19 protein-coding genes are annotated in these 21,751 nt (G+C 72.3%); 11 read left to right on the forward strand and 8 right to left on the reverse strand.

The window, feature by feature from the left end; genetic code table 11:
- Positions 1 to 249: 249 nt before the first annotated feature.
- The 3 genes from DJ70_RS03430 to mutS form a co-directional block, all read right to left on the reverse strand.
- Entirely contained in the window at positions 250 to 1,896 is a 1,647-nt protein-coding gene (locus tag DJ70_RS03430; RefSeq protein ID WP_094530161.1) for a DNA-directed DNA polymerase II small subunit, read from the reverse strand.
- A 61-nt stretch (positions 1,897 to 1,957) separates the two neighbouring features.
- The gene (gene mutL, locus DJ70_RS03435) at positions 1,958 to 3,739 is read right to left on the reverse strand and encodes a DNA mismatch repair endonuclease MutL (protein ID WP_094530163.1); all 1,782 of its coding nucleotides are present in this window, start codon (positions 3,737 to 3,739) and stop codon (positions 1,958 to 1,960) included.
- Entirely contained in the window at positions 3,729 to 6,662 is a 2,934-nt protein-coding gene (gene mutS, locus DJ70_RS03440; protein ID WP_094530165.1) for a DNA mismatch repair protein MutS, read from the reverse strand. The genes mutL and mutS overlap by 11 nt, the downstream gene beginning before the upstream one ends.
- Positions 6,663 to 6,773: 111 nt before the next feature.
- Here mutS and DJ70_RS03445 point away from each other — a divergent pair, with 111 nt between their 5' ends.
- A complete protein-coding gene (locus DJ70_RS03445) occupies positions 6,774 to 7,346 on the forward strand; it encodes a J domain-containing protein (protein ID WP_094530167.1) in 573 nt (190 codons plus the stop codon).
- A 4-nt stretch (positions 7,347 to 7,350) separates the two neighbouring features.
- Here DJ70_RS03445 and mobA read toward each other — a convergent pair whose 3' ends face one another.
- Complete coding sequence (gene mobA / locus DJ70_RS03450; protein ID WP_094530169.1) at positions 7,351 to 8,031, reverse strand: molybdenum cofactor guanylyltransferase; 681 nt, start codon at positions 8,029 to 8,031, stop codon at positions 7,351 to 7,353.
- Positions 8,032 to 8,195: 164 nt separating this feature from the next.
- On the opposite strand from mobA, the gene pdxS reads away from it, so the two are divergent.
- Positions 8,196 to 9,104, forward strand: coding sequence for a pyridoxal 5'-phosphate synthase lyase subunit PdxS (gene pdxS / locus DJ70_RS03455; RefSeq protein ID WP_094530171.1), 909 nt, complete (start codon positions 8,196 to 8,198; stop codon positions 9,102 to 9,104).
- A 94-nt stretch (positions 9,105 to 9,198) separates the two neighbouring features.
- Here the strand turns inward: pdxS and DJ70_RS03460 are convergent, their stop codons facing one another.
- Positions 9,199 to 9,681 carry a GNAT family N-acetyltransferase gene (locus tag DJ70_RS03460; RefSeq protein WP_094530173.1) on the reverse strand — a complete coding sequence of 161 codons (483 nt, stop codon included), beginning with the start codon at positions 9,679 to 9,681 and terminating at the stop codon, positions 9,199 to 9,201.
- Between the two features lie 116 nt (positions 9,682 to 9,797).
- Between DJ70_RS03460 and DJ70_RS03465 the strand changes: the two genes are divergently transcribed.
- Complete coding sequence (locus DJ70_RS03465) at positions 9,798 to 11,045, forward strand: arginine deiminase family protein (protein WP_094530175.1); 1,248 nt, start codon at positions 9,798 to 9,800, stop codon at positions 11,043 to 11,045.
- Positions 11,046 to 11,051: 6 nt separating this feature from the next.
- On the opposite strand, the gene DJ70_RS03470 is transcribed toward DJ70_RS03465, so the two are convergent.
- Together DJ70_RS03470 and DJ70_RS03475 are read right to left on the reverse strand one after the other, a co-directional pair.
- Positions 11,052 to 11,933 (reverse strand): homoserine kinase, encoded by an 882-nt coding sequence (locus tag DJ70_RS03470; protein WP_094530177.1) that lies wholly within the window; start codon positions 11,931 to 11,933, stop codon positions 11,052 to 11,054.
- Between the two features lie 178 nt (positions 11,934 to 12,111).
- A complete protein-coding gene (locus tag DJ70_RS03475) occupies positions 12,112 to 12,363 on the reverse strand; it encodes a hypothetical protein (RefSeq protein ID WP_094530179.1) in 252 nt (83 codons plus the stop codon).
- 106 nt (positions 12,364 to 12,469) lie between these two features.
- Between DJ70_RS03475 and DJ70_RS03480 the strand changes: the two genes are divergently transcribed.
- Positions 12,470 to 13,762, forward strand: coding sequence for a TIGR00341 family protein (locus DJ70_RS03480; RefSeq protein ID WP_394338447.1), 1,293 nt, complete (start codon positions 12,470 to 12,472; stop codon positions 13,760 to 13,762).
- A gap of 121 nt (positions 13,763 to 13,883) precedes the next feature.
- Positions 13,884 to 16,064 carry a formate/nitrite transporter family protein gene (locus DJ70_RS03485; RefSeq protein ID WP_094530182.1) on the forward strand — a complete coding sequence of 727 codons (2,181 nt, stop codon included), beginning with the start codon at positions 13,884 to 13,886 and terminating at the stop codon, positions 16,062 to 16,064.
- Positions 16,065 to 16,109: 45 nt separating this feature from the next.
- On the opposite strand, the gene DJ70_RS03490 is transcribed toward DJ70_RS03485, so the two are convergent.
- A complete protein-coding gene (locus tag DJ70_RS03490) occupies positions 16,110 to 17,096 on the reverse strand; it encodes an NOG1 family protein (protein WP_094530184.1) in 987 nt (328 codons plus the stop codon).
- 359 nt (positions 17,097 to 17,455) lie between these two features.
- Here DJ70_RS03490 and DJ70_RS03495 point away from each other — a divergent pair, with 359 nt between their 5' ends.
- The 6 genes from DJ70_RS03495 to DJ70_RS03520 all read left to right on the forward strand — a co-directional run bounded on the left by DJ70_RS03495 (position 17,456) and on the right by DJ70_RS03520 (position 21,620).
- Positions 17,456 to 18,391: a substrate-binding domain-containing protein gene (locus DJ70_RS03495; RefSeq protein ID WP_094530186.1), complete on the forward strand. Its 936-nt coding sequence runs from the start codon at positions 17,456 to 17,458 to the stop codon at positions 18,389 to 18,391.
- Positions 18,392 to 18,465: 74 nt separating this feature from the next.
- Complete coding sequence (locus tag DJ70_RS03500) at positions 18,466 to 19,149, forward strand: ABC transporter permease (RefSeq protein WP_094530208.1); 684 nt, start codon at positions 18,466 to 18,468, stop codon at positions 19,147 to 19,149.
- Positions 19,149 to 19,913: an ABC transporter ATP-binding protein gene (locus tag DJ70_RS03505; protein ID WP_094530188.1), complete on the forward strand. Its 765-nt coding sequence runs from the start codon at positions 19,149 to 19,151 to the stop codon at positions 19,911 to 19,913. Before DJ70_RS03500 ends, DJ70_RS03505 begins: the two co-directional genes overlap by 1 nt.
- 45 nt (positions 19,914 to 19,958) lie before the next feature.
- On the forward strand, positions 19,959 to 20,663 hold the full coding sequence (locus DJ70_RS03510; protein WP_094530190.1) for a TOBE domain-containing protein: 705 nt from the start codon (positions 19,959 to 19,961) through the stop codon (positions 20,661 to 20,663).
- A 55-nt stretch (positions 20,664 to 20,718) separates the two neighbouring features.
- On the forward strand, positions 20,719 to 21,171 hold the full coding sequence (locus DJ70_RS03515; protein WP_094530192.1) for a DUF2240 family protein: 453 nt from the start codon (positions 20,719 to 20,721) through the stop codon (positions 21,169 to 21,171).
- Positions 21,171 to 21,620, forward strand: a complete 450-nt coding sequence (locus DJ70_RS03520) for a hypothetical protein (RefSeq protein WP_094530194.1) — start codon at positions 21,171 to 21,173, stop codon at positions 21,618 to 21,620. Before DJ70_RS03515 ends, DJ70_RS03520 begins: the two co-directional genes overlap by 1 nt.
- Positions 21,621 to 21,751 lie beyond the last annotated feature (131 nt).

Below are 21,751 nucleotides of genomic sequence, written 5' to 3' on the forward strand. Positions count from 1 at the left end.
GTCGAGTGGAGATCGAGTGAGGCGTCGGGGGCGGTGCCGAAGGAGAGCGGTGCGGCGGCCGCTGGGGAGGGCGGGCAGGCGACGCGGATCGGGCGGGCTCCGCGGCGGGGCGTCGCGCTCCCGTCCAGTGCGCCGCGGGCGGCGATCAGCTCACGCGGGGGCTGGCCGCGCCTCCGGGGATAAACCCGCGGACTGCGACGCCGACGCCGACCACGCGCCCGACCGGGAGACGCGAGCGACGCGGACCGGTCAGGTGAACTTCCGGACGGTCATCTCGAGGGTGTCGAGGTCGAGGATCGGCGCGTAGCCGGCGTCGGGGTCGATGTTGACGGACTTCTGGAAGTCGGTCTGGGCCTGCCAGCAGCCGGAGTTGACCGCGAGCACGTCGTGGTACTTCCCCCAGCCGAGCTTGTGGACGTGGCCGGTGTGGAACACGTCCGGCACGTCCTCGATCACGAGGTAGTCGCGCTCCTCGGGGGCGACGCGGGTGTGTCCGCCGAACTGCGGGGCGACGTGGCGCTTCTTCAGGAGTTGGAACATCGCCTTGTGTGGCTCGTCGTAGCTGGCCTTCTCCTCGGGCAGTTCGGCGATGACCTCGTCGAGCGAGACGCCGTGGTACATCAGCACCTCGACGCCCTCCACGGAGACCGTCGCGGGGTTCGAGACGATCCGCGCGTCGTGGACGTCCATGATCTCGCGGATCTCCTCTGAGAATCCCGGCTGCGGCTCGGCGAGCCGGACGGCGTCGTGGTTGCCGGGGATCATCACGATCTCGGTGTCGCCGGGGACCTCCTTCAGGTACTCCGCGAACAGCTCGTACTGCTCGTAGATGTCGACGACGTCCAGCTCCTCGTCCTGGTCGGGGTAGACGCCGACGCCCTCGACCATGTCGCCGGCGATCAACAGGTACTCGACGGGGGCGGCCTCGGGCGTGTGGAGCCAGTCGGTGAAGCGACTCCAGGCGTCGGCGACGAACTCCTCGCTGCCGACGTGGACGTCGGAGATCAGCGCGGCCTGGACGTGGCGGTCCGCTCCGCCGGTGACGCGGGTTCGCGGGACGTCGGGGAAGTGGAGCGAGTCCGCGAAGAGGATCCCCGCGTCGTCGGCGAGCGTCCCCTCGATCGCGAGACACTCGTCCATGAGGATCTCGTCGACGACGTCGGCGAGCCCCTTGTCCTTCATCACCAGCGCGGGGAAGGTCCCGGTGGTGTCCTCGAGTTCGATCAGCCAGTGGCCCGACTTGGTGGAGCGCACGTCGTTGACCAGGCCGATCATCGCGGCGTCGCTGCCGCCGGGCATGTCGGCGATCGCCTCCGCCGGCCGGTGGTTGACGCGGCCGCGCAGGAGGCCGGAGAGCCGCTCGTAGCGGTCGCGGAACGTCCGGACGAAGTCGGCGTACTCGCCGGTTCCCGTGCTGTGGCCCGTCATGTCGTTGCCGACCTCGAGTTCGCGCCAGGAGGGGTCCCGGTCGTGGGCGGCGGCGGCGTGGCCGTGGGCGGACCCGCCGACGGCGGCGTCCGCGGCCGGATCGTCCGCCTCGGCGCCACCGGCCCCTGACCCCCTCGTTTCAACTGGAGATCTGCCGGGTTCGGCCGTCTGAACCGGCGGTTGATCGGGCGACGCCGACGATCGATCGGACGGAGTCGGGGGAGATCCGGACGGGGCGCCGGACCCGGACGGGGCGTCGGCGCTCGGGGCCGTCCCGTGACCGTCGAGGGCGGCGCGGACGTGGTCGGTCGTGATACGGAGCGCGTCGTCGGGGGCGGCCTCGACGGCGGCCTCGAGCGCCGCGGCGACGTCCTCGGCGCCGGCGAGCAGCGTCACGGCCTCGCGTTCGGCGTTGTAGCCGCGACTGGCGAGCTCGCTCACGATCCGCGCGTTCGACTCCAGCGGCACGGACCGACGGAGGGGAGACCGAGGCAAAACGGTTCCGGGAGCGCGGGCGAACCGCGGCGGCTCACCGTTCCCGCTCGAAGCCGGCGGCGAACGTCGCCTCCGCCACCGAGAGCACCGTCGGGCGGCCGTGGGGGCACGCGAACGGGCGCTCGCACTCGTCGAGCCGGTCGAGGAGCGCGCGGATCGCCGACCGGTCGATCGCGTCGCCCCGCTTCAGCGACGGGTGACACGCCAGGTCGGCGAGCAGCCGCTCCCGAGCGTCGCGCGGCGACGTCCCCTCGGAGAGCGTCGCGAGCGCGTCGCGCAGCGCCTCCGGGTCGGCGGTCCGGCCGAACGGGGCCGGAACCGTTCGCACCCGGATCGTCCCCCCGCCGAACGGCGCCGTCTCGAACCCGAGCGCGGCGAGCGCGTCGGCGTGCGCCTCCGCGGCCGCGGCCTCCCCCGCCGACAGCGACAGCGTCGCCGGCGGGTCGACGGCGGCGGTCGGGACGGACTCGTCCGCGAACGCGCGGGCGAGCCGCTCGTAGTTCACGCGCTCGTGGGCGGCGTGGGCGTCGATCACGAGCAGCTCGTCGCCCGACTCGACCAGCGCGTAGAGGTCGCGGAACGTCCCGATCGGCTCCGCGTCCGCGAACGTCGCCCGCGACCCGTCACCCTCGCCGACCGGCTCGAGCGCGGTCTCGAGGTCGGTGTCGACGTCGGCCTTCCGTCGGAGGTCCGCGCCGGTGAGCGCGTCGGCGACGACCCCCTCGACCGCGTCCGCGACCGCGTCGGCGTCGCGGAGCCCCACCTCGCGTTTCGTCGGGTGGACGTTCGGGTCGATGCGCTCGGGCGGGATCGCGACGTCGACGGCGGCGACCGGCTCGCGGCCGTCCGGCAGCAGGCGGCCGTACCCCGCCCGCACCGCGCCCGCGAGGCGGTCGTCGCGCACGGGCCGGCCGTTCACGGAGACTCGGAGGTGATCGCTCGACGCGCGGGTGACCGAGGGGTACGCGAGCGCGCCCGAGACGTCGACGTCGATCGTGCGGTCGTCGTCGCCGGCCGCGCGCGCGGCGTCGATCCCGACGCTCGCCGACACCTCGGTCGACCGGCTCGCCGTCTCGCGGTCGTATACGCCGAACAGCGCGTCGGTGACCCCGGTGCCGGGCGTCGACAGCGTCGTCGACCCGTCGTGTTCGAGCGTGAACGCGACGTGCGGGTTCGCGAGCGCGTAGTCGGCGACGAGCGTCGAGATACGCGCGAACTCGGCCCGCGCGCCGGCGAGCGACTCCCGCCTCGCGGGCCGCGTCGAGAAGAGGTCGCGGACGACGACGGTCGTCCCGCGGGCACGGCCGGCGTCCTCCACCTCGGGGGCGTCGACGCCACGGTCGTCGTCACCCCCGCCCCGTGGACCGACGAGGACCCGCGTGCCGACCGCGCTCGCGGCGTCGCCCGCGCCGCCGTCGTTGGTCGTCACCTCGAGGCGGGCGGCGTCGGCGACGGCCGCGAGCGCCTCCCCGCGGAAGCCGAGCGAGCCGACGCCGACGGGGTCCGCGTCGGGCGCGAGCTTGCTCGTCGCGTGGCGCTCGACCGCGAGCCGGGCGTCCGCGCGGTCCATCCCGTGACCGTCGTCGGCGACCCGGATCCGGTCGGTGCCGTCCCCGTCGACCGCCACCTCGACGCGGGACGCGGCGGCGTCGAGCGCGTTGTCGACCAGCTCGGCGACGACCCGCGCGGGCCGCGTGATCACCTCGCCGGCGGCGATCCGGTCGACGGTCGCGGGGTCGAGCCGGCGCACGGGGTCGGGAGCCCTCCCGTCCGCCTCGTCGCCCCCCGTGCCGTCGCGTTCGCCCTCAGCCGTCATCGTTCTCGAGTCGGGTCTGAAGGTCGTGGAGGGCGTTCAGCGCCTCGATCGGCGTCGTGCGCGCGAGGTCCAGATCGCGAAGCTCCGATTCGACCGACCGCGGGAGGCCGCCCTCCGTATCGTCGGTCGGGTCCGCGGCGGGGCTCGTGTCGGCGGGCCCCGAATCGGCGGCAGGACTCGGGTCCGCGGCGGAACTCGGGTCGGCGTCGGACCGCGCCTCGGCGCCGTCGGCGGGATCGTCGGCCGGCTCGATGGCCGGGCGGTCGTCCGCCTCCTCCTCGGCGAGGAACTCGCGGAGCGAGGCGTCCCCCGCGTCGGGGTCGGGGTCGACCCCACGGTCCGTCCGCTCCGGATCGGGGGTCGCGTCGGCTCCCGCCTCGGCCTCGGCGACGAGGTCGCGGGAGCGATCGACCACGGCGCTCGGGACGCCGGCGAGCTCGGCCACCTCGACGCCGTACGACGAGGAGGACGCGCCGGGGACGACGCGGTGGAGGAACGTCACCTCCCCGTCCTCGCGGGTGGCGGTGAAGTGGAGGTTGAACGCGCGCTCGCGCTCGTCGGCGAGGTCGGTGAGATCGTGGTAGTGCGTGGCGAACAGCGTCGTCGCGCCGAGCTCGTCGTGGACGAACTCCGCGGCCGCCCTGGCGATCGCGCGCCCGTCGGTGGTGGCCGTGCCGCGGCCGACCTCGTCGAGCAGGACGAGCGAGTCCGGCCCGGCGTCGTGGAGGATCTCCGTCAGCTCGCTCATCTCGCGCATGAACGTCGACTGCCCGCCGGCGATGTCGTCCGAGGCGCCGACGCGCGTGAACAGCCGGGAGAAGACGGGGAGTCGGGCGGCCTGCGCGGGGACGAACGAGCCGACCTGTGCCAGCACGACCGCGAGCGCGACCGCCCGCATGTACGTCGACTTCCCGCTCATGTTCGGCCCCGTGATCACCGCGATCGAGCCGCGCGGGAGGTCCGCGTCGTTGGGGACGAAGGCGTCCTCGGTCCGCTCGACGACCGGGTGGCGGCCGCCCTCGATCTCGATGCCCGCGTCGGGATCGGCGACGATCTCGGGGCGGACGTAGTCGCGCTCGACGGCGACCGCGGCGAGCGACGCGAGCGCGTCGAGCTCGGCGAGGGCATCCGCGAGCGCCTGGATCCGCTCCGTCTCCTCCGCGACCCGGTCGCGGACCTCGACGAACCGCTCGTACTCCAGGGCGTCCGCGCGCTCCGCGGCCCCCACGATCTCCTCCTCGCGCTCCTTCAGCGCCGGCGTGTAGTACCGCTCGCTGTTCTTCAGCGTCTGTCGACGGCGGTAGTCGTCCGGCACCCGGTCGAGGTTGGCGTCGGTCACCTCGATGTAGTAGCCGTGGACCTGGTTGTGCCCGACCGACAGCGAGTCGATCCCGGTGCGCTCGCGCTCGCGCGCCTCCAGGTCAGCGACCCACTCGCGGCCCTCGCGCTCGGTCGTGCGGAGGTCGTCGAGGTCGTCATCGAACCCCGCAGAGATCACGCCGCCCTCCGTGATCTCCTGTGGCGGGTCGGCGACGATCGCGGCGTCTATCAGATCGCGGACCGCCGCCAGCTCGTCGAGCCGGTCGCGGAGGGCGCGGAGGTGGTCGGTCCGGGGGAGGTCCGCCGGGGTCCCCCCCTCGGCAGCCTCGCCGCCCTCGTCTCCTTCCGCCAGCGTCGTCTTCAACTCGGGAACGACCGCGAGCGTGGCGTACAACGACCGGAGGTCGCGGGCGTCGGCGCGGCCGCGCGAGACCCGGCCGACGAGCCGCTCGAGGTCGTAGGCGGCCGCGAGCGCGTCCGCGATCCCCTCGCGAACGAGGGTCCGGTCCGCGAGCTCGCCGACCGCGTCGTGGCGCGAGGCGATCGCGTCGGCGTCGACGAGCGGCCGGCGGAGCCAGCGCTCGAGACAGCGTCGCCCGAGCGCGCAGTTCGTCGAGTCGAGGACGTCGAACAGCGTGTCGCTCGCGCCGAGCCCGCGGTTCTCGAAGAGCTCGAGGCTGCGCTGGGCCGCCGCGTCGAGCCGCAGCCGGTCCCGCGGGTCGTACCGCCGGACCCGCGAGACGTACGCGAGCGGGCCGTCGTCGCCCTGGGTGTACTCCGCGTACGCCAACACCGCGCCCGCGGCGCGGAGCTCCGCGTCGCCGTCGAACCGGCGCTCGGGGGCGGAGAGGTACGGCTCCAGCCGGTCGAGCGCGGCCCGACGCTCGAAGACGGCGGGGTCGTGGCCGTGGACCGTCCGGTCCGGGTCGCCGGCGGCGGGATCGAAGTCGGTGGCGGCGGTTTCGCGGTCCTCGCCGTCGCCGGTCACCTCCGGCCCGACCACCACCTCCGCGGGGGCGATCCGGTCGAGCTCCTCGGCGACGGTTCCGGGATCGCCCGCGGTGACGAGACACTCGCCGGTGGCGACGTCGACGGCGGCGAGCCCGAGGGTCGGGCTGGAGCCCGAGTCGGCGTCGGTCGACCCCGCCGGCTCGGCCGCCACGGCGGCGACGTAGTTTGTCGTCCCCGACTCCAGCAGGTCGTCCTCGACCACCGTTCCCGGCGTGATCACCTCGGTCACGGCACGGTCGACGAGCCCGGAGGCCGCCTCGGCGTCCTCGACCTGGTCGCCGAGCGCGACGCGGTAGCCCGCGTCGAGCAGCGTCTCGAGGTAGGGCGCGGCGTTGTCGATGGGGATCCCCGCCATCGGGTAGTCGCCGGTGGAGTCGGAGCGCTCGGTGAGCGTCACCTCGCAGGTGCGCGCGACGGTCTCGGCGGCCTCGCAGAACGCCTCGTAGAAGTCGCCGACCTGGAAGAGGACGAGCGCGTCCGCGTGGGCGGCACAGAGGTCGGCGTACTGCGAGAGCATCGGAGTGAGCTCCTCGCGAGCCGCGGCGATGCCGGGCGGAACCCCGGTGACCGTCTCCCGGTCCGCGGTTGACATACCCGCAAGCGGGTCGCCCGCGGGGATAAACGACACGCTCACCGAACGCTCCGACTCGACGCCCGCCCTCGTCCCCGAGAGCCTTACGGTTCTGGAACCCCCAGTACGGGCGTGACGAACCGCACCGTCCTCGTCGGGATGGCGGCGACGTTCGTCGGGCTGACGGCCCTGCTCGTCGTCGCCGGCGTCGTCGTCAACCCCCTGTTGTTGGCCGTCGCCGTCCCGTTCGGAGCCGCGGCGTACCTCATGTGGTTCCACGCCAGCGGCCGGCTCCGGGAGCGAGTGCGTCGCGAGGCCGAGCGGGTCGGACCGACGGATCGGGAACGCGCGAGACAGCGCGCCCGCGCCGCGGAGAACCGCCGCGACGCGTATCGCAGCGCCGGAGCGGGCGCGGCCGGATCCGGTCACACCGGCACCGGAACGTCGCGCGGGCGGTTCGGGGGCGGCGCTCGCGACGCCCGCGGCCCCGGCGGCTCCCGCGACCCCCGCGACCGGGCGCCCTCGACGCGCGGGATGTCGGAGCGGGAGGCGTACGCGACGCTGGACCTCGAGCCGAGCGCCGACCGCGAGACCGTCCGGTCGGCGTACCGCGAGCGCGCGAAGCGGCTCCACCCCGACGGGGAGGAGGGCGACGAGGAGGCGTTCAAGGAGCTGAACCGTGCCTACGAGGTCCTGACGGACTGATCCACTACGAGACGTGCTCGGCGAGGCGCGCCGCCGCCGCCTCGAACTCCTCGCGCGTGTTGACGTTCGTGAAGGTGTGCTCGGAGGTCCGCTCGCGGATGGTCGCGTCCTCGACGCGGACGACGGACAGCTCGTCGACCGCCGCGAGGATCTTCCCGTCGCCGCGGGCGAGCGCGCGGTCGCAGGCGGCGGCCGTCGCGTCGGCGCGGTAGACCGCCTGCGTCGTCTGGAACCACCGGTCCTCGAGCCGCGGGATCGCCGCGTCCGCGTCGGCGTCGGCCGCGTCCGCGAGGAGCGCCTCGGCGAACGACGGGTCGACGAAGGGGACGTCACAGGCGACGACGAAGGCGTACTCCCCCGGTGCGGCCCGACACGCGTTGCGGATCCCGGCGAGCGGGCCGCGGTCCGGCTCGTCGTCGAGCGCCCACCGGACCGGGAGGGGATACCCGTCCAGGGCCTCGGCGATCGCCTCGCGCTGGTCCGGCCGGCAGTTCACCACGAGGTCGTCGACGACCGGATCGCCGCCGCCCGCCCGCGCCGCGCCCGGCGGTACCGGGTCGTCCGCGCCCGCGAGCCGGTCCGCGACCCGGCGGATCATCGGGACGCCCGCGAGTTCGGCGACCGACTTGTCGGCGTCGCCGAAGCGCGTCGACCGCCCGCCCGCGACGATGGCACCGGTCGGCATACCCGAACCCTCGCGGGCGACGACCTTCGTGTTTGCGGTGGCGGGAACCGAGGGGCGGAACGTGGCGTCCGAAGGCGGAGATCGAGCCGGGCGGAACGACGCGTCGTCGCCGGCCAGTCCCCCGAAAGCGACCCGTTAAGTGTCCCGCGGCCGTAGCCCCGAACATGCCCGAGGCGACCGATCTGGAGGATCTGAAGCGAGGAACCGAACTCGTCAAGCGCGGCTTCGCGCGGATGCAGAAGGGCGGCGTCATCATGGACGTCGTCACCCGCGAGCAGGCGCGCATCGCGGAGGACACCGGCGCGGTCGCGGTGATGGCGCTCGAGGCCGTCCCCGCCGACATCCGGAAGCGCGGCGGCGTCGCGCGGATGCCCGACCCCGCGAACGTCACCGAGATCATCGACGAGGTCTCCATCCCGGTGATGGGCAAGTCGCGGATCGGCCACCGCAAGGAGGCGGAGATCCTCGAGTCGCTCGGCGTCGACATGATCGACGAGTCGGAGGTGCTCACCCCCGCCGACGACGAGTACCACACCGACAAGCGCGACTTCACCTCGCCGTTCGTCTGCGGGGCGCGGAACCTCCCCGAGGCGCTCCGCCGGATCCGGGAGGGCGCGGCCATGATCCGCACGAAGGGCGAGGCCGGCACCGGCGACGTCAACCAAGCGGTCAAACACCAGCGCACCATCAAAAACCAGATCCGGACGCTGTCGGGGCTCAACCACGAGGAGCGCGAGAAGTGGGCCCGCGAGCACGGCGCGCCCCGCGATCTGGTCCACGAGACCGCCGACCTCGGTCGGCTCCCGGTCGTCAACTTCGCGGCCGGCGGGATCGCGACGCCCGCGGACGCCGCGCTCATGATGTATCACGGCTGTGACGGCATCTTCGTCGGCTCCGGCATCTTCGGCGCGGAGGACCCCGAGGCGATGGGCACCGCCATCGTCGAGGCCGTCAACAACTGGGACGACCCCGACGAGCTCGCCGACATCGCGACCGGGATCGGCAAGGGGATGAAGGGGCAGTCGAACGAGTCGCTGCCCGAGGAGGAAAAGCTCCAGGGCCGCGGCGTTTAGATCGGGAGGCGGACGCGAACGGATCGAAGGGCGAGTCATTTCCGGGCCGAAGCGTAGCGATCGGGTCGGGAGAAGCCGCGTGCGGGTCGGGTACTTAGGACAGTTGCTTTGTCAGTTCGACACTCGGAATCTCTGGTGTGTCGGGACCACTTGCATCGATTTCGCGTTGTTTTTCGAAGCCGAGTGTCTCGTAGAAGCCAACAGCGTTTAGCGACGCGGGAACGATCAGCACCTCTACGCCTTCCTGTCGAGCGATTGTTTCGAGTTCCTCAACGATTGTCCGCCCGATCCCTTGTCCTGTGTAGTCGGGATCAACAAATGTTGCTGCCAGCACGTTCTCGTTGAGATGGATGCTTCCCCAGCCAACGATCTCACCATCCAATTCAGCAATAATTGGACGACACGACTCGTCGGAAAACTCGTCCTCAGAAATCTCCTCAGCATCTGGCTCAGCGGGTGCCAGAAGCACAAGCTGTTCGTCCGTGTAGTGCTCATCTGCGTTCTCTCGGAGCGACTCCGATTGAATACGCGCCATCGCTGCTGCGTCTTCGGGAGACGCCTCTCGGAGAGAGACCATGATGAGAGCAACCAGGTAGCCAGAATAATAGCTTTCCCCGGATAGAGCAGTCCTCCGTCTGTACCGCCCGATCCCGATCCGTTTATTCGTGCGAGTTCGGTACGCGACACCATCACATGCCGAAACCGACCGTCGAGGCCGAGTACGACACGTTGCGCGCGGTGCGGGTCCACGAGCCGGGGATCGAGGCGGCGATCGGGGCCATGGACCCCGGTCCGAACCACTTCGCGCGCCCCTTCTCGGTGCGCGAGGCGAAACGCGAACACCGCCGACTGGTCGAGGTGCTGGAGGACGCCGGCGTCGAGGTCCGCCACATCCACGAGGACCTCGATGACGGCGGCGTCCTCGACGGGCTCGTCGAGGAGTCGATCGGGGTCGACGAGGGCGGCCCCTCGCCGCCGACGCGGGCGGATCTGGCCGGGAACCTCGCCGACGCGACCGCCTACGAGCGGCTCCAGGCCGTCCTGCTCGGGCCCACGGTCGGGCGGACCGCCGAGGTCGAGGGCGACGACGATCCCGACTCGGGTTCGCTCGATTCGGGGACGCTCGACACGGGCGTCCGGATCGCGGAGGCGATCACGAACCTCTACTTCCAGCGCGACTGCCAGCTCGTCGGCGACCGCGGCCCGATCCTCCCGCGACTCGGGACCGCGACGCGCCGGCGGGAGCGCCCCCTGATCGAGGCGGCGTGGCACGCCCGCGGGGCGGAGCTCGCCCACCGGACGAGCGCGAGCGAGACGCTCGAGGGCGGCGACTTCCTCCCGCTCGGCGACTTCGCGCTCGTTGGCGTCTCGGCACTCGAGGGCGGCGAGGAGACCGTCCTCCGGACGACCTACGAGGGCGGGAAAGAACTCCTCGAGGCGGGCGCGGTCGGCTACGACGAGGTCGGCCTGGTCCGCCCGCCGCTGGCCGCCGACGAGCGGCTCGCCGCCGAGCACGGCACCTCCTCGCGACTGCTCCACCTCGACGGCTGGCTCAACGTCGCCGCCGAGGGGCTCGCCGTGGCGCGCGAACCCCTGATCGAGGCCGCGACCGTCGAGGTCTTCGAGCGAGTCGGGGAGGGGTACGAGCGCCGCGGCGAGGAGACGGTCGCCGACCTCCTCGACCGCCACGGCTACGAGGTGGTCGACGCGCCGTACCCGGAGCGGTGGGCGACGAACTTCCTCACGATCGCGGACGGAACCGTCCTCCCCATCTACGAGACCGACGACGGCGAGTACGACCCGGAGCGGAACCGCACCATCGAGCGGCTGAAACGCGAGGGCGTCGAGGTGTTGCCGGACGGCGAGGGGCTCGACCCGCACCACCTCACGAACGGCGGCGGCGGGATCCACTGTATGACCTCGCCGATCCGGCGGGCGTAACCCCCCTTACTCCTCGACGACCGTCGCGCCCTCGCCGATCCGGGTCTGGTAGGCGCGGGCGTCGATGTCGGCGTCGGCGAAGGCGTCGAGCATGGCGGCCGCGATCGCCTGCCGGTCGCCCTCGCGGCAGGCGGCGACGACCGCGGGACCGGCCCCGCTCACCGTGACGCCGGTCGCGCCGGCCGCGAGCGCGGCGTCGTGGACGGCGTCGTAGCCGGTGATGAGCCGGGCGCGCTCCGGCGTGACGACCGGGTCGCTCATCCCCGCGCCGACGAGCGCCGGGTCCGACCGGCACATCCCGACCGCGAGCGTGGCGGCGTTGCCGACGGTCTCGACGAGGTCGTCCATCGAGGCGGTCTCGGGGACGACCCGGCGGGCGTCCCGCGTCGAGACCGCCACGTCGGGGAGACACACCACGAGCGGGACGCGCGCGTCGACGCTGTTGGTCCCGTCGGTCGTCGAGATCGTGAACCCGCCCAGAAGCGAGGGGGCGACGTTGTCGGAGTGGGCGACGCCGGAGACGACCGCCTCCCCCTCGGCGGCGACGGGGACGAGCTCCTCGCGGGAGTAGCCCCGGTCGTACAGTCGGTTGAGCGCGACGGCCGCGCCCGCCGCGCTGGCCGCCGAGGAGCCGAGCCCCGAGGCGGGGCGGACCCCCTTGTCGATGTGGATGTGTGCGGGCGCGTCGAGCGCCTCGACGACCGCCCCGACGGTGTTGCCCTCGGGGTCCTCCGGGATGTATTGGGCCCCGACGCCGGTCACCTCGATGGTGGTCCGGTCGGCCCGCTCGACCGTGACGACGTCGGCGGGCCGCGAGAGCGCCGCCCCGAAGACGTCGAAGCCGCTCCCGAGGTTCGCGCTGGTTGCGGGTGCCCGTACCGTGACCATGCGGAGCCGTTACTCCGGGGCGTCAAAAAGGAGCGGGATCGCGCCCGACGCGGGGACGCGGGAGAGGCAGGAACGCGGCGAAGCGGAGGGGAAGCGACGCGTGGAGAACGGACCGACGAGGACGGGAGATCGGGGAGAACGGAGCGGCGGGAGGACGGAGACGGAGGAAACGGGACGCCTACGAGTCGGCCGTCGTCCACAGCAGCGGCCCGACGATCACCAGGCCGAGCCCGAAGAGGATGTACGTCGCCGGCATGGTGGTGAACGGCGACACCGAGAATATCAGCCCGAAGGTGACGAGCACCGCGGCGATCACCTTCCGCGACTTGAACGGGAGCACCCCGAGCAGCGAGGCCACGAACGCGAGCAACAGGACGTGCCCGAGGTGGTAATCGAGCAGGAACGTGTCGATGAACAGCGGCGAGAGCATCTCGTCGGGAGATGGGAGCGATTCTCGCATTAAAGTTCCGTTTCTACGGGCACGTCCGGGCGCGTCGGCCCCTCGGTTATAAGCCGTGGCCGGGAAAGCACGGATCGTGCGACTCGTACAGGTCATGATCCCGGCGGGAAAGCGCGCCGCGGTCGTCCGCGCGCTCGAGGAGGAGGGGGTCGACTACGTCGTCACCGACGAGACGAGCAACCGCGAGTACACGGGCGTGGCGACGTTCCCGCTGCCGAAGGCGGCCGTCGAGCCGGTCCTCGAGCGGCTGCGCGAGGCCGGGATCGACGAGCGGACCTACACGGTGATCGTCGCGGCCGAGACGGTCCTCTCCCGGCGGTTCGAGGAGCTGGAGGCGGAGTACGCCGAGGAGTCCGAACGGGACGAGGACCGGATCTCGCGACAGGAGCTCCAGGCGAAGGCGGACGACCTCGCCTCCGGGATGCGGACCTACGTCCTCATGACGGTGATCTCGGCCGTGATCGCGACGGCCGGGCTCCTCCTGGACTCGCCGGCGACCGTCGTCGGGTCGATGGTGATCGCGCCGCTCATCGGGCCCGCGATGTCGGCCGCCATCGGGACGGTCGTCGACGACGAGGAGATGTTCCGCCGGGGCGTGCGGATGCAGGTGGTCGGCGTCGCGGTCGCGGTCGCGGCCGCGACCGCGTTCGCGGTGGGGCTCCGGTCGCTGGGGCTCGTGCCGCCCGGCATCGACCCGCTCGAGCTCGCCGAGGTCGCGGAGCGGCTCGCCCCGAACGTGCTCGTGCTCGCGGTGGCGATCGGCGCGGGCGTCGCGGGGATCGTCTCGCTCATGACGGGCGTCTCCGCCACGCTCGTCGGCGTGATGATCGCGGTGGCGTTGATCCCCCCGGCGGCCGCCGTCGGCATCGGGATCGCCTTCGCTATCCCGCGGCTCGTGTTGGGCGCGGGCGTGATCGTCGCGGTAAACGTGCTCTCGATCAACCTCTCCGCGCTGGTGGTGCTCTGGTACGAGGGGTACCGGCCGGAGCGCTGGTTCCGCGAGGACGACGCGCGGGCGGCGTTCGTGAAACGCGTCGTCGTCCTCGTCGCCGCGATCGCGGTGCTGAGCGCGTTCCTCGGCGGCGTCACCTACGACAGTTACGTCGCCTCCACCACGGAGACCGACGTCCGGAACGCGGTGGGCGACGAGCTGGCGACGCTCGACCCGGACGCCGAGCTGCTCGAGCTGGAGATCGAACGGGTCGGCACGTTCCCCCCGCGGGAGACCGACCGCGTGGTCGTCACCGTCGGCGCGCCGCCCGACGTCTCGGTCGCCGGGATGGCGACGACGCTCGAGGCGCGGATCGAGCGGGTGACCGGGGAGGACCCCGACGTCGCGGTCCGGCTGGTGACCGTCGATCGGTCGTGAGTCGTCCCGGATCCGCGGGACGCCCGACCGGGACCGCGGCGACCGATCCGAGCCGCCGCGGGACCCGCCCGGTCGGCGGGAAGAGCAACTACTTTTTACGGGCGTCACTCTGTGTACGGCAGTGACGGACCCCACGGATCCCGACGACGACTCGATGCGGGAGGTGGTCGAGCGGTCGCGAAGCGGCGCGCCCGCGGTCGGCGAGGCGGTCCGGGACCGGTTCTCCTCGGACGAGGTGTTCCAGCGGATCGTCGCCGCGGCGGACGAGGAGGTGACCTCGGGACGACGCGAGCTGTTCTTCAGCGGCGTCGCCGCGGGGTTGGCGATCACGATCACCTTCCTGTTGTACGTCTCGCTGACCGCCGCGACCGGCGGCCACCCGATCCTGAGCGTCGCGTTGTACCCGCTGGGGTTCATCTACATCATCATCGGCGGCTACCAGCTGTACACGGAGAACACGCTGCCGCCGGTGGCGCTGACCTTGGAGCGGCTCGCCAGCGTCCCGACGCTCCTGCGCCACTGGGGGATCGTGCTCGCCGGCAACTTCACCGGCGGCGCGATCGGCGCGCTCGTCCTCTCGTACGGGGGCGTCTTCTCCGGCGACGCCGTCGACGCCGCGATCTACGTCTCGAGCGGCGGGTTCTCGGTCGGCTTCTGGCCGCTCTTCTTCAAGGCCGCCGTGGCGGGACTGATCGTCGCCGGCGTCGTCTGGGTCGGGTTCGCCTCCACGAACTCGGTCACCCGGCTGCTCGTCGTCTACCTCGCCTTCCTCGCGATCCCGCTCGGTGACCTCTACCACGTCGTCGTCTCCTTCACCGAGGTGTTGTACCTGCTGTTCGTCGGCGCGATCGGCCTCTACGGCGACGGGATAACCCTCTACGACGGGCTGGTCGGGTTCGTGCTCCCCGTGCTCCTCGGCAACACGATCGGCGGCGTGGTGCTCGTCACCCTGGTCAACTACTTCCAGACCAGCGAGGAGCGCCTCGAGGAGGCGCGCTTCGAGGGGATGTCCCGCCGGCTCACGGTACCCGAGTGGGTCTTCGGGCGGGCGGCGGGCCGGTCGTACGTGCCCATCCTGGACGCCACCGAGGCGACGCTGTTCGCCAGCGAGGGCCACCGGATCATGGTCCCCATCACGAACCCGCGGACCGACGGGCCGATAGTCGAGCTCGCGAGCCGGCTCGCGAGCGACCACGAGGAGGGGCTCGTCCACATCGTCCACGTCGTCCAGGCGCCGGAGCGCATGTCGCTGTCGGCGGGGGCGGGCCGGATCGCCGACGTCTCCGAGGAGGGCATGGCGGGGCTGCGCGAGACCGCCGAGGCGTACGACGTCGACGTCTCCACCTCGACGGTCGTCTCACACCGATCCTTCGAGGAGGTGTTCAACATGGCCCGCCGCACCCGCCCCGAGGCCGTGCTGATGGGGTGGGGCGAGGACCAGCTCTGGAACGCCGCCCGCGCGGAGCGGCCGGTGGACGAGCTCACGAACCAGCTGCCGTGTGACTTCCTCATCCTGAGCGAGACCGATCTCGACACCTCGCGAGTCCTGCTGCCCACCTCCGGCGGTCCGGACTCCCGGCTCGGCGCGGAGGTGGCGAGCGTGCTCTCGCGGACGGCCGGCGCCGAGGTGACCCTGTTACACGTCGTCGACGGTCCCGAGGACCGTGAGGAGGGCGAGAGCTTCCTCGCGGCGTGGGCCGAGGAGAACGACGTGGGCGACGCCGAGCGGATCGTCGACGACGGCGGGGACGTCGAGGCGGCGATCGTTCGGGAGGCGACCGAGCACACGCTCGTGATCATCGGCGCGACCGAGAAGGGACTGCTCTCGCGGCTCGTCTCGAACTCGCTTCACCTCGACGTGATCCACGACGTGGACGCCTCGGTGCTGCTCGCGGAGCGCCCCAGCCGCCGCTCGATCCGGGACCGACTGTTCGGCTCGGGACGGCGGGAGGCGGGCCCGCCGAGGGCCGTGATCGAGCGCGAACCGGACGGCTCGAGCGGAACCGACGTCCGCAGAAGGCGGGACGACGAATCCGACGCCGACGCGGGCGCTCCCGGCGAACCGGACGAGGAGGACGGTGCGGAGGACGAGAAGGATGACGACGACGACGAGCCGCCCGAACCGGCGGTCGTCACCGACCACGACGACCCCGACGAGGACGAAGGGGACGAGGACGACGACGAGCCGCCCGAACCGGCGGTGATCACGGATCACGACGACCCCGACGAGGACGGAGGGGACGACGAGAGTGGGGAGGGTGGCGACGACGGCGGCGAGAACGACGAGACGAGCGCGCGGTGACCGCCGACGGCGACGCCGCGGAATCGGCGGCGAGCCGAGACGCGACTACTCCTCGCGGTCGCGGGTCGGGAGGTCCGGCTCGAAGGCGGCGGCCTCGACGGCCATGTCGAGGACCCGCTCGACGTTCTCCTCCTCGGTCACGCTCATCGTCGCGTCGACGGCCTCCGCGCGGACCGCGTCGAAGCGGTCGTGTTTGTTCGCGACGGTGAGCATCGGGATCGACTCGTCGAAGAGCGCTCTGACCTCCTCGCGGAGCTCGAGCTGGACGTCGAGGGGGTAGCCGCAGTCGCCGGAGGGGTCGAGCACGAAGAGGACCACGTCGGCGAGGTGTTCGAGCGCGCTCACCGCCTGCCGCTCGATGTCGTTGCGCTCGTCCTCGGGTCGGTCGAGCAGCCCCGGCGTGTCGACGATCTGGTAGCGGACGCGGTCGCGCTCGAAGTGACCGACCTGGACGCCGCGGGTCGTGAACGGGTACTCCGCGATCTCGTTCGACGCGCGGGTGACCCGGTTGACGAACGACGACTTGCCGACGTTGGGGTAGCCGGCGACGACGATCGCGGGCTCGTCGGGCCGGATGTCGGGGAGGTCGCGGAGGTCGTCGCGGGAGTCGCCGATGTACCGGAGGTCCTCGGAGATCTGGTCCATCACGTCCGCCATGCGTGCGAACGCCTGCTTCCGGTGTTTCCGGGCGGCGTCGACGTCGGAGTTGCGGACCTTCGTCGTGTACTCGTCGCGCAGCGACTCGATCTGCCGGCTCGCCCACATCACCTGCGAGAGCGCCTGCCGGAGGCGGTCGACGTCGACGATGGCGTCGGCGAGCTCGTAGTAGAACGGGTCGACGTCGAAGCCGAAGTCGGGCCAGGAGACGACCACGTTCTCGAGGTTGTCGGAGAGCACGTTGCCGGCCGTCCGCAGCATCGACTCCTGGGCCTCGTGGCCGCGCTTGGCGCGACCCGCGCGGGCCGCCCGCGAGAACGCCTTGTCGACGAGCTCCTCCGAACGGGGGGTCGTCGGGAGGCCCTCGAATATCATGCCCCGCTGTTCCCCGCCGAGGCGTATAAGCGCGTCCGTTTCGGGGCCCCACGACACCGCACGGCACGGAACGAGCGTCCCGGACCCGTGGAGTGCCGACGCTGCGCCCTCCCGAGACCACGGCGTCGCCGGGAGCGGGCGACGGCCGCGGCCGTCGGAGACGGTTCGCGTAACCGGTTTCGGGTACGTCACGGCGACGGGGGCGGGTCGAGGACCCTCCGTTCTCGCGTCCCGGTTCGAGCGATCCGGGGGCGTTCACGCGTTCGGAGGCGTGTCTTCGGACGGATCGGAGGTCATCTCTGGGGTCGGTCGCGTCGGCGACCACAACCTATTTTCGTGTCGCCGTCGTCGATGTTTCCATGCCGATACAACGACGTGAGGTGCTCACGGCGCTGGGAACGGGAACGCTCGCCGGGCTCGCCGGCTGCTCGGGGACGGGCGGCGGCGACGGCGAGGAGGAGACGTCGGCGGGCGTGACGGGCGAGACGCTCACGCTCACGACGACGACGAGCACCTACGACACCGGGCTGCTCGACGAGATCCACGGGAGCTTCGAGGAGCTGTACGGCGTGACCGTCGACGCGGTCGCCCAGGGGACCGGCGCGGCGCTCGAGTCGGCGCGCAACGGCGACTCGGACGTGGTGATGGTCCACGCCCGCGGACTCGAGGACGAGTTCATGCGCAACGGCTACGGGGTCAACCGCCGCGACCTGATGTTCAACGACTTCGTCATCGTCGGTCCCGAGGACGACCCGGCCGGGATCTCGGGGATGGGGTCGGCGACCGACGCGCTGGTCGCCATCGCCGACGCGGAAGCGACGTTCGTCTCCCGCGGGGACAACTCCGGCACGCACACGAAGGAACTGAACCTCTGGGAGGCCGCCGGCACCGAGCCGGGCGGCGACTGGTACCAGGAGACCGGGACCGGCATGGGCGAGGCGCTGAACGTCGCCAACCAGCAGGGCGCGTACACGCTCTCGGACCGGGGAACCTTCATCTCGCAGCGCTCGGAGATCGACCTCACCATCCTCGTCCAGGGACCGATCGAGGGTGGCCCGGAGATCCTCTCGAACCCCTACGGGATCATGGCGGTCAACCCCGGCGTCCACGAGAACGCCAACTACGACCTCGCGATGGCGTACATCGGCTGGATCACGAGCCCCGGCGCCCAGGAGGCGATCGCGAACTACCAGATGAACGGGGAACAGCTGTTCTTCCCGGAGGCCGTCTCGGAGGACCCCGACTTCCAGCAGTACGTTCCGGAAGGCTGGAGTAGCGACTCCTCCGACGCGTAAGCGTGCCAGTCGAACCGGTCGTACTGCCGGCGGTCGGCCTCGCCGAGCCGACGGCTGCCCTCGCCGAGCCGGCGATCGCCCTCGTCGACCTCCCGTTCAGGGACGGGTACGTCTCGAGCATCGTCTACGTCTCGCTGTACGTGAGCCTCATCGCCGTGACCGTGAGCACGCTGTTCAGCGTCCCGGTGGCGATCTTCCTTGGCTTCACCGACTTCCCCGGAAAGGGGCTCGTCAAGTCGGTGATCAACACGGGGATGGGGTTTCCGAGCGTGGTCGTCGGGCTCGTCGTGCTGTTCGCCGTCTCCAACCAGGGACCGTTGGGATCGCTCGAGTTGATATTCACGAAGGAGGCGATGATCATGTCGCAGTTCGTGCTCGCGACGCCGCCGATCACCGCCATCAGCCTCGCGGCCATCACGGGCGTGGGCGACGACGTCCGCGACGCCGCACGCGTCCTCGGCGGGACCCGCCTCGACGTGGCGCTCGTCGTCCTCAAGGAGGCGCGCTACGGGATCGCGACGGCGATCCTGGCGGGGTTCGGCCGCGCCATCAGCGAGGTCGGGTCCGTGCTCATCGTCGGGGGGAACATCACGAGCGCGGACGGGATCTCGAAGACGCGGACGCTGACGACCGCCATCCAGCTCGAGGCCCGCCAGGGGCAGTACGGGACGGCGATGGTGCTCGGCGCGGTGTTGGTCGCGCTCGTGTTGACGGTCAACGCGATCGTCGTCCGCCTCGGCGATCGGGGGGTGCGCTGATGCTCCGCGCGACCGGGATCACCCACTCGTACGGGGACGAGCGCGTGTTCGAGGACCTCTCGATCGACGTCGAGTCCGGCGAGGTCGTCGCGGTCATCGGCCCCTCCGGCGTCGGGAAGACGACGCTGCTCCGGATGCTCGCGCTCTCGGAGGAGCCCGACGCCGGCACGGTGACCGTCGACGGAACGGAGGCGTGGAGCGTCGACGAGGCGAGGCGGCTCTCGCTGCGGCGACGCGTCGGGATGGTGTTCCAGGAGGCGAGCCTCTTCGACGCCCCGGTCGCCCGCAACGTCGAGTACGGGCTGCGGATCCGGCGGTCGTGGACGGAGCGGCTCCGCGACGAGCTGCGGGCCGTCGTCGGACGAAACGGCACCCACGAGGCCGTCGAGGAGGCGCTCGAGGTCGTCGGACTGCGCGGGAAGACGGACCAGCGCGCGGCGTCGCTCTCCGGGGGCGAGGCACAGCGCGTCTCGTTCGCGCGAGCGCTGGCGTACGAGCCGGACGTGCTGCTGCTCGACGAACCCACGTCGGACCTGGACCCCCGGAACACCGCGGTCATCGAGGACGCGATCGCCGAGGCCCGGAACCGGGAGATCGGGGTCGTCGTCGCGACCCACGACATGCACCAGGCCGAGCGGGTCGCGGACCGCGTCGCGGTGCTGCTCGACGACCGGGTGACGGAGATCGGTCCCACGGATCGGGTGTTCGAGGACCCGCGGGACCCGCGCACGCGGAAGTTCATCGACGGGGAGCTGGTGTACTGACTCCGCCGGAGACGTTAACCCGCCGGCCGTGGGTACTCTCGCGTGATGGAGGACGCGACCGGCAGGGGACGCGCGACGCTCGTCGAGGACGGCGTCGAGTTCGACGGACGGGACGCCGCGCTGCTCCGCGCGATAGCGCGAACGGGCTCGGTCGCGCGGGCGTCGACCGACCTCGGTCGGTCACGCGCGCGCGCCCTCTCGCGGATCGACGCGCTGGAGGCCGCCTTCGGCGACCTCGTGGAACGCCACCGGGGTGGAAGCGGCGGCGGGGGGAGCAGACTCACCGACCGCGGGAACCGGATCCTCGGCCGGTACGACCGGCTGTCCGCGGCGATCTCCGCGACCGCCGGCGTCCCGGAGACCGTCCTCGCGGGAACGGTCGGGACGGTCGACGGGGAGCTGGCCGCGGTGGAGACGCCGATCGGGACGGTGTGGGGGCTCCACGACGGGGCCGCGGCCGACGACCGCGTTCAGGTCCGGATCGGCGCGGACGCCGTGACGGTCCGGACGACCGGCGGCGAGGGGGAGGAGCCGGCCGCGACGAGCGAGCGGAACCGCCGGCGCGGGCGGGTCGAGGGCGTCGACCGCGGCGAGACCGTCCACGCGGTCCGGGTCCGCGTCGACGACGCGACGGTCCGGGCGCTCGTCACCGACGGGAGCGCGGAGCGGCTCGGGATCCGGCCGGGACGGGAGGTGTGGATCGCCTGGAAGGCGACGGCGACGCGGCTCGTCGAGGGACCGAACGGGTGAGGGGCGGGCCTCCCGGTCCGGTACGTTTACGCCGGTCGCCGGCCGCGGGTGGAACATGAGCCTCGAAGCCACCGTCGCCGCCCCGTTCAAGCGACACGCCGCGGAGCGGTTGGGGGAGGGCGAGTTCGTCGTCGCGCTCTCGCTGGAGCGCGAGTGGTTCTCGCCGGACCAGGCGAAACGGCTCGTCGACGTGGCCGTGGGGCGCGGGCTCGTCGACGAGGAGGACGGGGAGCTGGTCGCGCGCTTCGACCCCGACGAGGTCGTCGTCCCCGAGGACTTCCGGCCCGACGAGGACGTGTTGCGCGAGCAGTCCACCTTCGAGACCGCCCTCGACGCGATCGTCTCGGCGGGCGTCGAGAAGCAGCGGGCGGTCGCCGGGATCAACGAGCGCCAGCGCGCGCTCGCGGTGACGATCGAGGCGGCCGCCGTCCTCTACGCGAAGGAGCAGGGGGCGCGCGTCGACCACCTCGCCGAGGACGTCCGCGCCGAGCTCGCGGGGGGCGAGTGATGGTCGCGGACCGCCTGGCCGACGGGGTCCGGATCGGCCAGCTCCTCGCCTCGGAGGTGACCGGCGACCGCGGCCGCCTCCGCGGGCTCGACGTGACCGACGCCGACCCCGACGTGGAGCCGACCGCCGACGGCGCGCTCGCGTTCCGGCTGGTCGCGGTCGACGACGCGAGAGACGGGGAACGCGGCGGCCACGTCGACGGCGCCGGCGGGCCGAGCGAGGCGGACCGGGCCGTCGTCGCGGAGGCGTACGTCCAGCCTGACCGCGTCCGGCTCGAGTTTCGCCGGGCGCCGGAGGCGGTCGCCGAGACGGCCGGCGAGGCGGGGCTCCGCGTCAGGCCGAAGGCGGTCCGTCCGCCGCGGACGCTCGTGTTCCTCGAGGACGGCGCGGACGTGAAGCGGGTGCTTCCGGCGCTGGAGGCGGTCGTCGAGGGAGGCTCGCAGGGCTAGTCGGATGCCGAGGCGTCGCGGAGCGAGGCGTCACGAAGGGAAGCGTCACGGAGGGAACGTCGGGGACGGATCTCGGCGATCGGGGACGGGGAGGCGTCGCGGGGTCGACGGAGAACGGCCGTCGAGGCCGG

The sequence above is a fragment of the Halorubrum halodurans genome (assembly GCF_002252985.1).
GTDB lineage: Archaea > Halobacteriota > Halobacteria > Halobacteriales > Haloferacaceae > Halorubrum > Halorubrum halodurans.